Annotated in this window: 18 protein-coding genes; 10 read left to right on the top strand and 8 right to left on the bottom strand. The window is 66.2% G+C overall.

The window, feature by feature from the left end:
* Positions 1-13 precede the first annotated feature (13 nt).
* Positions 14-2,248: an NADP-dependent isocitrate dehydrogenase gene (locus tag Q2K20_RS06315; protein WP_067718640.1), complete on the top strand. Its 2,235-nt coding sequence runs from the start codon at positions 14-16 to the stop codon at positions 2,246-2,248.
* 103 nt (positions 2,249-2,351) lie between these two features.
* On the opposite strand, the gene Q2K20_RS06310 is transcribed toward Q2K20_RS06315, so the two are convergent.
* Positions 2,352-2,723, bottom strand: a complete 372-nt coding sequence (locus Q2K20_RS06310) for a carboxymuconolactone decarboxylase family protein (protein WP_067718544.1) — start codon at positions 2,721-2,723, stop codon at positions 2,352-2,354.
* 194 nt (positions 2,724-2,917) lie between these two features.
* Here Q2K20_RS06310 and Q2K20_RS06305 point away from each other — a divergent pair, with 194 nt between their 5' ends.
* A complete protein-coding gene (locus Q2K20_RS06305; protein WP_269500946.1) occupies positions 2,918-3,892 on the top strand; it encodes a hypothetical protein in 975 nt (324 codons plus the stop codon).
* A 29-nt stretch (positions 3,893-3,921) separates the two neighbouring features.
* Here the strand turns inward: Q2K20_RS06305 and Q2K20_RS06300 are convergent, their stop codons facing one another.
* The 5 genes from Q2K20_RS06300 to Q2K20_RS06280 all read right to left on the bottom strand — a co-directional run bounded on the left by Q2K20_RS06300 (position 3,922) and on the right by Q2K20_RS06280 (position 6,976).
* A complete protein-coding gene (locus Q2K20_RS06300; protein ID WP_241504306.1) occupies positions 3,922-4,095 on the bottom strand; it encodes a hypothetical protein in 174 nt (57 codons plus the stop codon).
* Positions 4,096-4,178: 83 nt separating this feature from the next.
* Positions 4,179-4,823 carry a mismatch-specific DNA-glycosylase gene (locus Q2K20_RS06295; protein ID WP_119191749.1) on the bottom strand — a complete coding sequence of 215 codons (645 nt, stop codon included), beginning with the start codon at positions 4,821-4,823 and terminating at the stop codon, positions 4,179-4,181.
* Between the two features lie 94 nt (positions 4,824-4,917).
* Positions 4,918-5,358, bottom strand: a complete 441-nt coding sequence (locus Q2K20_RS06290; RefSeq protein WP_067718552.1) for a YtoQ family protein — start codon at positions 5,356-5,358, stop codon at positions 4,918-4,920.
* Between the two features lie 220 nt (positions 5,359-5,578).
* Entirely contained in the window at positions 5,579-5,875 is a 297-nt protein-coding gene (locus Q2K20_RS06285) for an SMI1/KNR4 family protein (protein ID WP_067719213.1), read from the bottom strand.
* 249 nt (positions 5,876-6,124) lie between these two features.
* Positions 6,125-6,976 carry an SDR family oxidoreductase gene (locus Q2K20_RS06280; protein WP_317176755.1) on the bottom strand — a complete coding sequence of 284 codons (852 nt, stop codon included), beginning with the start codon at positions 6,974-6,976 and terminating at the stop codon, positions 6,125-6,127.
* A gap of 109 nt (positions 6,977-7,085) precedes the next feature.
* Here Q2K20_RS06280 and Q2K20_RS06275 point away from each other — a divergent pair, with 109 nt between their 5' ends.
* The 5 genes from Q2K20_RS06275 (at position 7,086) to arfB (ending at position 9,548) form a co-directional block, all read left to right on the top strand.
* Complete coding sequence (locus Q2K20_RS06275; protein ID WP_067719208.1) at positions 7,086-7,481, top strand: winged helix-turn-helix transcriptional regulator; 396 nt, start codon at positions 7,086-7,088, stop codon at positions 7,479-7,481.
* Positions 7,482-7,743: 262 nt separating this feature from the next.
* The gene (locus Q2K20_RS06270) at positions 7,744-8,076 is read left to right on the top strand and encodes a hypothetical protein (RefSeq protein WP_182640314.1); all 333 of its coding nucleotides are present in this window, start codon (positions 7,744-7,746) and stop codon (positions 8,074-8,076) included.
* A 173-nt stretch (positions 8,077-8,249) separates the two neighbouring features.
* Positions 8,250-8,486: a hypothetical protein gene (locus tag Q2K20_RS06265; protein WP_200841554.1), complete on the top strand. Its 237-nt coding sequence runs from the start codon at positions 8,250-8,252 to the stop codon at positions 8,484-8,486.
* A gap of 33 nt (positions 8,487-8,519) precedes the next feature.
* Positions 8,520-9,062, top strand: a complete 543-nt coding sequence (locus Q2K20_RS06260; RefSeq protein WP_200841553.1) for a hypothetical protein — start codon at positions 8,520-8,522, stop codon at positions 9,060-9,062.
* Positions 9,063-9,107: 45 nt separating this feature from the next.
* Positions 9,108-9,548 carry an alternative ribosome rescue aminoacyl-tRNA hydrolase ArfB gene (gene arfB / locus Q2K20_RS06255; protein ID WP_119191747.1) on the top strand — a complete coding sequence of 147 codons (441 nt, stop codon included), beginning with the start codon at positions 9,108-9,110 and terminating at the stop codon, positions 9,546-9,548.
* On the opposite strand, the gene Q2K20_RS06250 is transcribed toward arfB, so the two are convergent.
* A complete protein-coding gene (locus Q2K20_RS06250) occupies positions 9,514-10,509 on the bottom strand; it encodes a LysR family transcriptional regulator (protein WP_096905197.1) in 996 nt (331 codons plus the stop codon). The genes arfB and Q2K20_RS06250 overlap by 35 nt on opposite strands.
* Before the next feature lie 125 nt (positions 10,510-10,634).
* On the opposite strand from Q2K20_RS06250, the gene Q2K20_RS06245 reads away from it, so the two are divergent.
* Both Q2K20_RS06245 and Q2K20_RS06240 read left to right on the top strand, forming a co-directional pair.
* Positions 10,635-11,627, top strand: a complete 993-nt coding sequence (locus tag Q2K20_RS06245; RefSeq protein WP_119191746.1) for a putative oxygenase MesX — start codon at positions 10,635-10,637, stop codon at positions 11,625-11,627.
* A gap of 20 nt (positions 11,628-11,647) precedes the next feature.
* The gene (locus tag Q2K20_RS06240) at positions 11,648-12,700 is read left to right on the top strand and encodes a methionine synthase (RefSeq protein ID WP_067715552.1); all 1,053 of its coding nucleotides are present in this window, start codon (positions 11,648-11,650) and stop codon (positions 12,698-12,700) included.
* A gap of 86 nt (positions 12,701-12,786) precedes the next feature.
* Here the strand turns inward: Q2K20_RS06240 and Q2K20_RS06235 are convergent, their stop codons facing one another.
* Positions 12,787-13,323 (bottom strand): dihydrofolate reductase family protein, encoded by a 537-nt coding sequence (locus Q2K20_RS06235; protein WP_067715554.1) that lies wholly within the window; start codon positions 13,321-13,323, stop codon positions 12,787-12,789.
* 245 nt (positions 13,324-13,568) lie between these two features.
* On the opposite strand from Q2K20_RS06235, the gene Q2K20_RS06230 reads away from it, so the two are divergent.
* The gene (locus Q2K20_RS06230; protein ID WP_156523563.1) at positions 13,569-13,718 is read left to right on the top strand and encodes a VOC family protein; all 150 of its coding nucleotides are present in this window, start codon (positions 13,569-13,571) and stop codon (positions 13,716-13,718) included.
* The last annotated feature ends 4 nt before the right edge of the window (positions 13,719-13,722 follow it).

The following is a 13,722-nucleotide window of genomic DNA, read 5'->3' as shown; positions in this document are numbered from 1 at the left end:
AGAGTCGACATCCATGACCCAAGGTCCCCAGAAGATCATTTACACCCTCACCGATGAGGCCCCGCGACTCGCGACCGAGGCGTTCCTCCCGGTCCTCCGCACTTTTGCCGAGCCCGCCGGTATCGCCGTCGAGACCAGTGACATCTCGGTGGCCGCGCGCATCCTCGGAGCGTTCCCCGAGCGACTCACCGACGAGCAGAAGGTGCAGGACAACCTTGCCGAGCTCGGTCGTCTGACTCAGGACCCGGACACCAACATCATCAAGCTGCCCAACATCAGCGCCTCCGTCCCGCAGCTCACCAAGGCGATCGCAGAGCTGCAGTCGCAGGGTTACGACATTCCCGACTTCCCGTGGGACCCGCAGACCGACGAGGAGAAGGAGACCGCCAAGCGGTACTCCGGCATCCTCGGAAGTGCGGTCAACCCGGTCCTACGCCAGGGCAACTCCGACCGTCGTGCCCCGAAGGCCGTCAAGGAGTACGCCAAGGCCAACCCGCACTCCATGGGCAAGTGGTCCATGGCCTCGCAGACCCACGTCGCGCACATGACCCACGGCGACTTCTACGCCGGCGAGAAGTCGATCATCCTCGACCGTGACTGCGATGCTCGCATGGAGGTCGTGACGCCCGACGGGAAGACCGAGGTCCTCAAGACCGTGCCGCTGCAGAAGGGCACCGTCGTGGACTCCATGTTCATGAGCAAGAAGGCTCTGCTGGAGTTCTACGAGGAACAACTCAATGACGCCAAGGAGACCGGCGTCATGTTCTCGCTGCACGTCAAGGCCACCATGATGAAGGTGAGCCACCCGATCGTGTTCGGGCACGCCGTCCGCGTGTTCTACAAGGACGCCTTCGAAAAGTACGGCGAGCTGTTCGATGAGCTCGGCATCAACGTCAACAACGGCATGGGCGACCTGTACGCAAAGATCGACACCCTGCCCTCGGCCAAGAAGGAAGAGATCATCGAGGAGCTGCACCGCTGCCACGAGCAGCGGCCGGAGCTCGCGATGGTCGACTCGGCCCGCGGCATCTCCAACTTCCACTCCCCCTCGGATGTGATCGTCGACGCTTCCATGCCCGCGATGATCCGCATCGGCGGCAAGATGTACGGCGCCGACGGCCGCAAGAAGGACACCAAGGCGGTCATCCCGGAATCCACCTTCGCGCGGATCTACCAGGAGATCATCAACTTCTGCAAGACCAACGGCGCGTTCGACCCCACCACCATGGGCACCGTGCCGAACGTCGGACTCATGGCGCAGAAGGCCGAGGAGTACGGCAGCCACGACAAGACCTTCGAGGTCGAGACCGGCGGCGTGGCCAACATCGTCGACGCCGCGACCGGTGAGGTCCTGGTCTCTCAGGAGGTCGAGGCCGGCGACATCTGGCGCATGTGCACTGTCAACGACGCGCCGATCCGTGACTGGGTCAAGCTCGCCGTGGACCGTGCCCGCGCCTCCGGCATGCCCGCCGTCTTCTGGCTCGACCCGTACCGGCCGCACGAGAACAACCTGATCACGCTGGTCAACAAGTACCTCCAGGATCACGACACCGAGGGCCTGGACATCCAGATCATGTCGCAGGTGCGCGCCATGCGCTACACCCTCGAGCGCGCGTGGCGCGGCCTGGACACCATCTCGGTGACCGGCAATATCCTGCGCGACTACCTCACGGATCTGTTCCCGATCCTCGAGCTGGGCACCAGTGCCAAGATGCTCTCGATCGTGCCGCTCATGGCCGGCGGTGGGCTCTACGAGACGGGTGCCGGCGGTTCCGCGCCGAAGCACGTCCAGCAGCTGGTGGAGGAGAACCACTTGCGCTGGGATTCGCTCGGGGAGTTCCTCGCGATCGGTGCCAGCCTCGACGACCTCGGTCGCAAGTACGACAACCCGAAGGCCACCATCCTCGCCCAAGCGCTGGACACCGCGACCGGCAAGCTGCTGGAGAACGGCAAGTCGCCCTCGCGCGTGACCGGCGAGCTCGACAACCGGGGCAGCCAGTTCTGGCTGGCGTTGTACTGGGCGCAGGAGCTGGCGGCGCAGACCGAGGACGCCGAGCTCGCAGCGCGGTTCGCCCCGCTCGCCGAGAAGCTGGACGCCGACAAGGACAGAATCCTCGAGGAGCTGACGGTTGTCCAGGGCCACTCGGTCGATCTCGGCGGCTACTACCAGCCCGACACCGAGAAGCTGAAGGCTGCGATGCGTCCGAGCAAGACGCTCAACGACCACCTCGACAGCGCCTTCGCCTGATCTCCCGCTGAACCCGCACCACCCCACCGCGCCCCCGCCGGAGTGATCCGACGGGGGCGCGGTGTGTCGTGGGACGAGGACTACGACGACGACTCAGCTCATGTCACTCGCCGAACGCCGAGCTCAGACACCGCATCGCAGCCAGGGTCTTGGGCACGCCGATGTACGGCATGAGGTGCACGAAACACTCGGCGACCTCTTCCTTGGTCATGCCGGCCACCTCGACCGCGGTCCGGATGTGCCCGGTCAACTGGGGCTCGGTGCCGCCCATCGCCGCGAGGGCCGCCATGGTGAGCATCTGACGGTCGCGCAACTCGATCCCCGGCCGCTGGTAGGTGCCGCCGAACACCGCGCCCACCACCCAGTCGGAGGCACCCGGCGCGAACTCGTCCAACTGCTGCTTCCAGGCGGCCGCTCCCTCCGGTGACTGCGTCTGCTCGACGAACTGGTCGCCCTTGTCCATGCTCAGTTCCACGGGTGTCCTCCTCGACGATTCGGAAAGTGCCTGGTCAGGCTAACAGTCGCTGCCCTTGTCGTCGGGAGGGTCGGGAGCCGGGCCGGAGTGTCGCAGGGCTGTGCGATAGTGCAGTTCGGTCCTGCCTCCCGAGGTGCGGAGCGGCTCCCCGGTCAGCTGTGTGAAAGGTGTGTCGGAATTCGAGAGCCTTGGTGGTGTCGGGCGCGCTCCTGCTAGTGGCGGGGTGTTCGTCCGGGCAGGTCGGACAGGACGCGTCGGAACAGGCCGAGGGGTCATCCTCCTCCGCCACGGAGACCATCACGGTCACAGCGTCCTCCCCCGCCGCCGTCCCCGACGCGCTGACCAGTATCGATCCCTCCTCTCTCGCCTCGCAGCACCATGCGGGAACGTATGTGTGGAAGTGCTCCACCGGCGGTCAGTACGTGGGCCTGTGCGTGTCCGGGGGCGGGGCGGTGACCTGCACCGGTGTGCCGGGGGCGGAGGCTCCGGATCTCACCAAGTATTTCCCGGGCCGTCCCGGCGCTATGGAACTCGGCCCGGCAGGACTGCGCTATACGTTTGTCGAGGGAGTGCCGCCGGTGTCCGCCCGGCTCGAGACCGGTCAGTCCGTGGAGTTCGGCGACCTGCGGTGCGCCAAGCCGGACGCCGCCACCCTGGAGTGCAGTTCCGGCGGCAACTCGTTCACCATCAGCGGCCCGGGCCGGGCCATCACTACGGCGGGCACGGTGCTCGCGGAGCGGGACTACTCCAATCATCCCGACTCCGGATCCGGCACCACATCGTCGTCCTCCACGACCGCCGCCAGCGGACATCCATCGGGCTACATGGGTGCCAGCGGTATGGTCAGCGGGGTCCGCACGGCCTCGGGCGCTCTGGTCACCGCCTCCGTTCCGCCGTGTGACGGCAGGGGGATCCTCATCCTCGACTCGTACGTGGAGTCATCCGGTCCCCAGGAGGGCATCGCCGCGCTCCTGGACCGTCACCCGGGTGCCGAGTTCGCCATGCCGGGCCGGTGCCCCTCGCTGCGCGGCAGCCTGGACGGCGCCCGTGTCTATCCCATCTTCACCGACCACGGACACGACACCGTGGCCGTGTGCCGCGACAAGGCGGCCCGCGGAGGCAATGCGCGGCTGCTCACCATCACGGCGGAACACATCGACCCCTGCTGATCCTCGGGACCTCCCCGAGACCCCGAACGCTAGAGACCGCGGGTGAGCAGCCGATCCCAGGTACCCGGCATCGGAGCAGACACGATCAGGTCCGTCCCGTCCGGCAGCGGGATCAGCATCGTCGCGGCGTGCAGATGGAGGCCGCGTGCGGCCGCGAGAGGCCACGACAGTGTTGAAGCGGGGATCCCCGTATCGGTCGTCACCGGCGATCGGGTGCCCGGCGTGCTGGAGATGCACGCGGATCTGGTGCTTACGGCCGGTGAACAGATATCCGGCCACCCTCGACTCACAGCGTCATGCCTCGGGCATCGGTGCCGTGATCACCACCCGTGCCCTCAACGACACGCCAGACCTCTTGCCAGTACCCGGCCAGCGAATCGACGGTCTCGTGCGCGTTCAATCCGCTCGGCTGGGGCACCACCCAGAGCGCCACACCGGCCGGCCAGCCTCGAATCGCAGACGCATCCTGTGGGCCCGTGGTCGCCCGCGGCTGCACGAAGGCCGCCCGGTAGGCGGTGATCCCCACGATCGCCACGAGACCGGGCCTCAGGTCGCGGACCCGCGAGATCAATCGTTCCCCTCCGGCGCGGAGCTCATCGCGGGAGAGTTCATCGGCCCTGGCGGTGGCACGACCGACGAGGTTGGTCACCCCGATCCCTCGCGAGGTGAGCTGACGTTCGTCCGGGGCCGAGAGTCCTGCGGAGGCGTCCACGAGCTCATCGGTCAGACCTGCACGGTGGAGTGAGGGCCAGAAGCGGTTCCCCGGGCGGGCGAACGGCGCGTTGACCGCAGCGGTCCACAATCCGGGGTTGATTCCCACGATGAGCAGTCGGAGACGCGCCGGCGCGACGGGCAGCACATCGTCCATCGCGTCCGGGTCATCGGTGGCGAACCGGGCCAGATCCTCGCGCCGCGGGCGAGCGCCGCCCATAGGGGAAGGACGTCGCGGGCTCCCGGCAGGCGCCGGAGGACCCGTCACGACTGCACCGTCTTCGCGGCCGGGCTGCACGGGGAGCACCGCCCGGTCAGGGCTTGAGGATGTACTGCAGCGTCTCCACCACCTGATCGGTGGTCGTACACCACGCCTGTGCCTCGGCGTCGACCTCCTTGAGCGGGTGGATGATGTCGGCATCGTGGAGAGTCACGTAAGGCTTGCCGAGCGCCGCGCAGTGGCCCGCGTCAAAGGCGGCGTTCCACTGCTTGTACTTGTCCCCGAAACGGACCACCACCATGTCCGCCTGCTCGATCAGGGTTCGTGTGCGGATGGAGTTCACCTTGGCCGACTGGTGGTCGCGCCAGAACTGGTTCCCGGTCTCCCCCAGATGGTCCCCGGCGGCGTCGCTGGCCGGATGGTCGGTGACGGGGGCGGTGAACACCACATCCAGACCGGCGGCTTCGGCACCGCGCCTGATCTCCTCGCGCCAGTCGGTGTGGATCTCACCGGCGAGGTAGACGGAAAAACTCATGACTCAGTCCTCCTGTGTGCGGTGGCGCCGGTTCTCGTCACCAGCTCTGAACGCCACCTTCCCTGGACGCTAGTCGTTGACCCGCACCCAGCCGAATCCCGGTAGGTCAGCTGGCCCGGGGACCCCGATCGGCAAGACCCGTGCCGAACTCCAGGAGTTCGTCGAGCGAGTGCGCACTCAGCGTCGCCTCACTCTCGTCCATGACCCCCATGTCGACTTCTTAGATGCGCCCGTCCCCCTCGTTGAGCAGGATTGCCGTACCGCCTCCGTCGTCGCCGATCATGAGGTATCCGGGCATGTACTCCGACACTTCATAGTCCGCGTTTCGCTGGACGATCTCCTCCACCTCGAGGATGCTCAGGCTGCTCGGGGTGAATCCACCGTTGTGCACTGTCACCAGTGCGACGTAGGCCGCGGGTAGTGGCCTTCCGTGCTCGTCTTCCGCCAGCGCGATCTCAGCGGGGGTCGCCGGCGGGTTCCATTCGAACGCTGAACTCCACTGATGCTGGGACGCCATCTGCTTCCGCCGATCTCTGTCACGCCGGTGTCGCCGCGAACCGACTGCTGCTCCCCCAGCACGTTACAGAGGACGATTGCGCTGCACGGTGGGCCGCGCGACTTCCCCGCACGCCACCTCGCCTGCGGCAACTACCAGCAGAACAGCCCCGCTTCCCATGGAGGAAGCGGGGCCGTCATCGTTCGTCAGCATCAGTGGAGCGGGGAACCACGCGGGCCACCGACCCATCGCGGCACTACGTCGAGGACGTCATCCCTGCGAGAGAGCCTCCGCCACGGAGGTCGACGGGCGCCCGATGAGGTCCTGCAGGTCGGTGCTGTCCGAGTAGAGGGCGCCACCGGCGATCACCGGGTCCATCCCGGCGAACATCTCCGCGACCTCGGCGGGCAGACCGAAGCCCTTGAGGGTCTCCCCGTACTCCCCGACCGCCTGGTTGACGTACTGGACATCGGCTCCGATCACGGTGCCCACCGCGGCAGCGATCTCCGGGTAGGTCACAGCCGGCGCTCCGGCGAGCTCATACACCTTGCCGACGTGCCCGTCGGTGGTCACCACCACCGCAGCGGCCTCCGCGTAGTCGCGACGGGCCGCGCCTGAGACCTTCGCATCGCCGGCAGCGCCGAAGAATTTTCCGACCGCTCGTCCCGAGTCGAGCGCGGACGCGTAGTTCTCCCAGTACCAGCCGTTGCGGAGCAGGACGTGGTCGATTCCACTGTCGGCGAGCAGCTTCTCGGTGCCACGATGCTCGGGGGCCAGGCCCAGCTCGGAGGTGTCGAGGTTGAGCAGGCTGGTGTAGGCGATCAGCGAGACCCCGGCGGCCTTGGCGGCATTGATGATGTTGGTGTGCTGCGCGAGGCGCTGGCCCACCTCACTACCCGATACCAGGACGAGTCGATCGACGCCCTCGAGCGCCTCGGTGAGTGCCGCCTCGTCCTCATAGGAGGCGACGCCGAGCTTCAGGCCCTTCGCGGCAAGGGGCTCCGCCTTTGCTTCGTCACGGACCACGGCGACGATGTCGGACGCTTCGACGCCGCGGGCGAACAGAGAGTCGATGACCAGACCGCCGAGATGGCCGGTTGCTCCGGTTACTGCGATACGCATGGGAAGAACTCCTTGGGTTAGTTGGTTGGTGATTCGTCACCCACTTTGCCACTAACTTTCTATTAGCGCAACCCATTTGTTAGCAATTACGTATGCCATGATGGCGGGTATGACCTCCCCTGACCACGCGCCCCACGAGCCCCTCCCGGCCGACGTGTTCGCCCGGGGCTGCTCATCCCGGGGAGCCCTGCAGCACCTCACCGGCCGGTGGGGCGCGCTCACGATCGTGGCGCTACGGCTGGCCGACGAGCCCCTGCGCTTCAGTGAGGTCCGGCGCCGCGTCGACGGCATCAGCGACCGGATGCTCTCCCAGACTCTGGGCGACCTCGAACGGGATGGCATGGTCGTCCGCACGGTGCACAGCACTATCCCGCCGCACGTCACCTATGCACTCGCCCCGCTCGGCCTCCGGGTCGCCGATCCGCTCCAGCAACTGACGGCGATCATCGAGTCCGAGCTCCCCAGCGTCCTCGAAGCCCGGGCCCTCTACGACGAATCCCACTGAGCCGCCGGGCCGAACCACTTCGAAGGCCCTACAATGCTTCTCCCCTTGCGGAGAGGCTGTTTCGACGGCTGTAAAGTCTTCCTGGCCGTGCGATCCGCGAGGCATATTCGACCGTCTCGGCCGCCGGCCCGATCTGGCCGATCTGTGGGTGCCATCGCTGGCCGATCTCCCTCCGTCAGGGACCGCAGCCGAGGTCCGCAGGAACTACTCCTCCCTTCCGGCGTGGTGGCTGCGGCCGGTGCTTGTGTATGTGGCGCTGTTCATGACGATCGTGCCGCCCGAGGTGTTGCGCCGCCAGCGCGCCGCGGTGACGGCGTGGATCGACGAGGTTCTGGAGGCCTCGCAGCGCGACAGGGCCATCCGCCTCGGCGACAGCTTCGCCGAGCGCGATGTGATCAGTGGCGTGGAGATCTTCGGTGAGCCGATGCGCGGCGTGTGGGTGTGGCGTAAGCCGTCGATCATGCCGCACCTGTACCTGGGGTGGGCGCTGGCGGATCCGCGGACGGCCGAGACCTTCGATGAGTCCGACGCGGTGTTCCTCCGCAGGACCCCCAAGTCCCTTCGACGCAGGTCCCGTCTCGAGCATCAGGGGTAGCTGTCGCCGGACCCGGAATCCGTGGCCGCGATGTTTTTTGACGACGACGACTTCACCGGCGGCCACGTCGACCCGAACGGCTGCAGCTGCCGGCACCCCTTTTCACGCGTCCCGGCTCGGCGCACCGGTCTCGACACCTTGCAGGGCTTCAGGTCGCTTGCCAGACTGTGCCCATGACCGCCGACGAGGCTTTCCCGATGCACGTCTTCGATGCGTTCGGGGTGGATCCCTCGATGTATCCCGAGCTGATCGGGGGCGCTGTCCGGGTCATCGAGAAGTGTCCTGCGAACGGACCGATCACCGTGATGACCGCCGGCGTGTCCAGACTCCCGACCGACTCGGGTGAGCGGGTCGAACTCGCCGTCGAGGTTCTCGACGGTCAGCAGGGGGCGGCGCAGGTCGCCCTGTAGATCGTCTGTGACGACATCGCCGCCCACCGGCGCGTGCCACCCGTCGAGGCGCCGTGGCGCAACGACGGCCCGTTTCTCAACGGCACCGGGATCTCCGCGATCATGGCGACGGGATCGCGCTGGGGCTCGACATTTGACGAGGTCCGTACCGAGGGCGGCACAGTCGTCGGACACATGCGCACCCTTCGCCTGCTCACCGATGCCGAAGCCGGGTTCGCGGCGACCAACGGCTGGGATGCGCTGGTCGACGCCGCCGGATCCGTCGATGCCCTCCTCGACGTGACCCGGGAGAGCACCGTGGCATCCGGTGGAGCGAGCGGATTGCCCGTGTTCCTGTCGAAGCTGCACGCCCAGCACCCGCCGCGGTGGGTGACGTTCGTCGGGGACAGCATCGAATCGGTGACCGGACTGGAATCCGAGGAGTACATGGACGACGCGGCCAACCACGAGATCTGGGACGTGTGCTCGTTCACCGACCGGTTCCGGTGGGGCGCCGATTTCCTTGCCGTTGCCCGCCCCGGTGACACCGCACTGTTCACTGACACCTCTGGCGTGTACGAGCTGGAGGTCGACTGACTCTGCGGCGAAAGGCGCCTGAGGACGAGCGGGGACAATGACACCATGGACGATCTGCTCATCGCGCCGGGGCCCGGGGCACCACACGGCCTCCGGATCCCGGCGGTCGAGCTCGTCGAGCAGTTCTCCCGCTCCTCCGGCCCCGGCGGCCAGGGCGTCAACACCACAGATTCGCGGGTCCAGCTCAGCCTCGATCTCGCCACCACCACTGCACTCGAAGAGACGCAGCGGGCCCGGGTGCTGCGCAATCTCGCCTCTCAGCTCGACGACACGGTACTGACGATCGCGGCCTCCGAGGAGCGTTCCCAGCGGCGGAACCGGGCCGCGGCCCGCGTCCGTCTCGCCGGGCTTCTTCGTGAGGCCGTTGCCCCGGCGGGTCCCCGTCGACCGACGCGCCCGACCCGGGGTTCGCAGCGCCGCCGACTGGAAGCCAAGAGCCGGCGCGGTGCCATCAAGGAGAACCGCCGACGTCCCGACTCCGACTAGGCCCGCCCGGGCGTTCACGGGCGTCGAGCAGGTCGATTCCGTAGTCGGCCACGACGGCCCGCATCTCGGCCAGGTAGCGCTGCGCCTGTTCGGTGAGCGGGATTCCGGAGTGGCTGATCCATCCGATCTCGATGCTCTGGTCCACTTCGAGGGGGATGGCGACGATCTCGGGATCCAGGTCGTCACTGATGATGCCGGTCGAGATCGTGTAGCCGTCCAGCCCGATCATGAGGTTGAAGATGGTCGCACGGTCGGACACCCGGATCTCCCGGGCACTGGAGAGTGTGGAGAGGATCTCCTCGGCGAAGTAGAACGAGTTGTTCGCGCCCTGGTCGAACGTCAGCCGCGGAAGGTCTGCGAGATCCTCGAGCGTGACGTGGTCCCTGGTGGCCAGGGGGTTCTGCCGGGAGATGAACACGTGCGGGGTCGCCGTGAACAGCGGGTGGAACACCAGCCCGGAGTCCCGCAACAGCTTGTCGATGACCTTGCGGTTGAAGTCATTCCGGTAGAGGACTCCCACCTCACTGCGGAGTGTCCGGACGTCCTCGATGATGTCCCACGTGCGGGTCTCCCGGAGCGAGAACTCGTACTGCTCCGCGTCGCCGGACCTGACCATCCGGATGAACGCCTCCACGACGAACGAGTAGTGCTGTGCGGATACCCCGAGCAACCGCCGTGAGGGTGGCTGGCCGAGGTAGCGCTGCTCCAGCAGCGACATCTGTTCGACGACCTGTCGGGCGTAGCCGAGGAATTCCGCGCCCTCGTCGGTCAGCGTCACTCCCCGGGCGGACCGGGCAAGCAGGGTGCGCCCCACCCTGGATTCGAGGTCCTTCATCGCGGCGGACATGGTCGGCTGGGCGACGTAGAGCAACTCCGCAGCGCCGGTGATCGAGCCCTCCGCGGCGACCTCGATGAAGTAGTGCAGCTGCTGGAGTGTGATACCTCTGGATTCCCGGCGCATAGCTACAGCCTATAGAGATCCATAGCAAACGTTAGTTACCCGATACCTGAACTGGGACTGCAGGATGGGGATACAGAATTTCCGCAGCGCCGAGCCCGGCCGACCAAGCCCTGAATTGGACGTACATGTCGAACGAACTCACGTTCAGCATCACCACCACCCGCTTCGACGAGAACTACTCTCCGTCGGAGAGCTCTCGGACCACCACGAACTTCGCGAACCTGGCTCGCGGCGAGCATCGGCAGCAGAATCTCCGCCGAACCCTGTCGATGATCAACCACCGATTCAACGACCTCGCACGCCGGGATAACCCGACCGGGGACCGCTATTCGGTCGAACTCGAGATCGTCTCCGCGGACCTGCAGTTCTATACGGACGATGCCGATCACGGGTTCCCCCTGATCGAGGTACTGGATATCCAGATCGTCGATCACCAGACCGGGCACCGCCTGCCGGGCATCGTGGGCAACAATTTCTCGTCCTACGTCCGCGACTACGACTTCAGCGTTCGGCTGCCGTCGGTCAATGAAGGAAGCTCCGAGTTCACCGTGCCCAGCGACTTCGGTGTCCTGCACGGAAAGCTGTTTCAGCACTTTCTCGACTCCGCGGCGTACGGGGAACGATTCGAGGTGGATCCCGTGATCTGCATCAGCGTGTCGACGAGCAGGACCTACCACCGGACCGGTTACCAGCACCCGGTCCTCGGCGCCGAGTACCAGCAGAACGACTACTCGTTGACCGACGAGTACTTTCACAAGATGGGGCTCCAGGTCAGGTACTTCATGCCACCCGGCGGGGTCGCCCCGCTCGCGTTCTATTTCCGCGGCGAACTGCTCAACGACTACTCGGACCTGCAGCTCATCGGCACGATCAGCGTCATGGAGACGTTCCAGAAGATCTATCGGCCGGAGATCTACAACGCGCACTCGGCCGCAACTGACGTCTACCGGCCGTCCTTGGATCAACAGGACTACTCGCGCACCCCGATTGTCTACGACCGTGACGAGCGCAGTCAGCTCGCGAAGAAGCAGGGCGCGTACACGGAAGAACACTTCATCAAGCCGCACCGAGAACTCCTCGAGCAGTGGGCCGCCCGCCACGCCGTTCTCGTCGGATGACCACCGGAGGAAAGTCGACCATGAACCGGATCCTGCCCACGTCCACCGTCGGCAGCCTGCCCAAGCCCTCGTGGCTCGCCCAGCCTGAAGTCCTCTGGTCGCCCTGGCGGTTGCAGGGCGACGAGCTGAGCGAGGGCAAACAGGACGCGCTGCGTATCGCAGCCCACGAACAGAGCAACCGCGGCATCGACATCGTCAGCGACGGCGAGCAGACCCGTCAGCACTTCGTCACGACCTTCATCGAGCATCTCGACGGCGTCGACTTCGATCGGCGCGAGACCGTCCGGATCCGCAACCGCTACGACGCGAGCGTGCCCACAGTAATCGGCGACGTGAGCCGCTCAAAGCCCGTGTTCGTCGACGACGCGAGGTTCCTCCGGCAGCAGACCGATCAGCCGATCAAGTGGGCGCTCCCCGGCCCCATGACGATGATCGACACGCTCTACGACGGCCACTACAAGAGCCGTGAGAAGTTGGCGTGGGAGTTCGCGACGATCCTCAACCAGGAGGCCCGAGATCTCGAGGCCGCGGGGGTCGACATCATCCAGTTCGACGAGCCCGCGTTCAACGTCTACTTCGACGAGATGAAGGACTGGGGCGTGGCGGCACTGGAACGAGCAGCCGAGGGACTCCGCGCGGAGACCGCGGTACACATCTGCTACGGCTACGGGATCAAGGCCAACACCGACTGGAAGGCCTCCCTCGGGTCGGAATGGCGACAGTACGAGGAGTCGTTTCCACTACTGCAGCAGTCCAGCATCGACATCATCTCGCTGGAGTGCCACAACTCTCGTGTCCCGATTGACCTCGTCGAGCTAGTCCGGGGCAAGAAGGTCATGCTCGGGGCGATCGACGTGGCAGACGAGCGCGTCGAGACCCCGCACGAGGTCGCCGCCACTCTCCGGCGGGCACTCGGGTTCGTCGACGCGGACAAACTCCTGCCGAGTACGAACTGCGGGATGGCGCCCTTCCCACGGGACATCGCGCTCGCGAAGTTGAGCGCGCTCAGCGCGGGCGCTCGCATCGTTCGCGAGGAGATTTCTGCCGCGTCCCTCACCGAGGCAGTGAGGTAGCCAGGGTTCAGTCATCCGGATCCCGGGCGACCCCGTGGCACAGCTCGCGCGTTCATCACGTCAGCTGGGCTGAACCGCGCGCAATTTCAAGGGCTTGTCAGTGGCCCCTGGACGTCGTACCGGACCACCACGAAGTCACGGTTCCGCTCGCACCCCGTGAGTTGGAGATCGAAGGCACCGCCGAACAGCGGCTTTCCTGAACCGAGGGTCACGGGCGCGATCGAGACCACCACCTCGTCGAGCATCCCGGCCCCCGCGAATTCTGCCGCGATGCCACCACCCCCCATCACCCACACATCGCGGCCGCCGGCCGCGGATTCAAGAGCTCCGCGATGATCCACAGGGTCCCCGGCGACGAAGGAGACATGTTCGTTCGCCGCCTCCAGACTGCGGTGGGTGAACACGAAGGTGGGGATCTCCGGCAGCCACTCACGGTCGTGCTCGAGCACCCACATATACGTGGACGAGCCCATGACCTGGGCTCCCACATCGACGAGGAACGCCGCGGTGCTGCCCGGCCCGTTCTCGTCGATATCGTGCTTGAAAAGCCAGGCCAGGGAGTGCTCATCGTCGGCCAGGAACCCATCGAGGGTCGAGGCTGCGAAGTAGCGGTAGCGGGTCATGGAAGCCCTCCTGAGGCGCGGCGGTTCCGCGTGATCGGATCCGGACCGAGGTGTGCGATGTCCCGGTTTCCGCATGGTAAACCCGCATCCCACCGAGCCCCGGCACACACCGTTCTCTTGTGCGGCGAATCGCGGAGGGCGATGGTGCTGTCATGAACATCGAACGCATCGTTCCCGATCTGACGGTCTGAGTCTGATCACCGCCGATGACACAAGCCCCGGAGAACCCAGACGTCTCAATCTTCGTGGACGACGTTCAGACCGCGTACGACCGCACCGTGGCGGCAGGTCTCCAGATCGTGCACCGGCTCAGATCAGAGAAGTGGGGCGTCGTCCGGTTCTTCTACCGCGACGCATCAGGCAATGTGGTCAACGTCGGCATGCATGCTCGGTGACCGG

The organism is Dietzia sp. IN118, assembly GCF_032905965.1.
Classification (GTDB): Bacteria; Actinomycetota; Actinomycetes; order Mycobacteriales; family Mycobacteriaceae; genus Dietzia; species Dietzia kunjamensis.
This window is presented reverse-complemented; position numbering and strand designations above follow the sequence as displayed.

Excerpts from the sequence above, each read along its gene's own strand:
- Q2K20_RS06240 (WP_067715552.1), top strand. The coding sequence starts at position 11,648 with ATGAACCGGATCCTGCCCACGTCCACCGTCGGCAGCCTGCCCAAGCCC.
- Q2K20_RS06245 (WP_119191746.1), top strand. The coding sequence starts at position 10,635 with ATGTCGAACGAACTCACGTTCAGCATCACCACCACCCGCTTCGACGAG.
- Q2K20_RS06265 (WP_200841554.1), top strand. The coding sequence starts at position 8,250 with ATGACCGCCGACGAGGCTTTCCCGATGCACGTCTTCGATGCGTTCGGG.
- Q2K20_RS06295 (WP_119191749.1), bottom strand. The coding sequence starts at position 4,823 with ATGGGCGGCGCTCGCCCGCGGCGCGAGGATCTGGCCCGGTTCGCCACC.
- Q2K20_RS06270 (WP_182640314.1), top strand. The coding sequence starts at position 7,744 with ATGACGATCGTGCCGCCCGAGGTGTTGCGCCGCCAGCGCGCCGCGGTG.
- Q2K20_RS06235 (WP_067715554.1), bottom strand. The coding sequence starts at position 13,323 with ATGACCCGCTACCGCTACTTCGCAGCCTCGACCCTCGATGGGTTCCTG.
- Q2K20_RS06250 (WP_096905197.1), bottom strand. The coding sequence starts at position 10,509 with ATGCGCCGGGAATCCAGAGGTATCACACTCCAGCAGCTGCACTACTTC.
- Q2K20_RS06275 (WP_067719208.1), top strand. The coding sequence starts at position 7,086 with ATGACCTCCCCTGACCACGCGCCCCACGAGCCCCTCCCGGCCGACGTG.
- Q2K20_RS06280 (WP_317176755.1), bottom strand. The coding sequence starts at position 6,976 with ATGCGTATCGCAGTAACCGGAGCAACCGGCCATCTCGGCGGTCTGGTC.
- Q2K20_RS06285 (WP_067719213.1), bottom strand. The coding sequence starts at position 5,875 with ATGGCGTCCCAGCATCAGTGGAGTTCAGCGTTCGAATGGAACCCGCCG.
- Q2K20_RS06315 (WP_067718640.1), top strand. The coding sequence starts at position 14 with ATGACCCAAGGTCCCCAGAAGATCATTTACACCCTCACCGATGAGGCC.
- Q2K20_RS06290 (WP_067718552.1), bottom strand. The coding sequence starts at position 5,358 with ATGAGTTTTTCCGTCTACCTCGCCGGTGAGATCCACACCGACTGGCGC.
- arfB (WP_119191747.1), top strand. The coding sequence starts at position 9,108 with ATGGACGATCTGCTCATCGCGCCGGGGCCCGGGGCACCACACGGCCTC.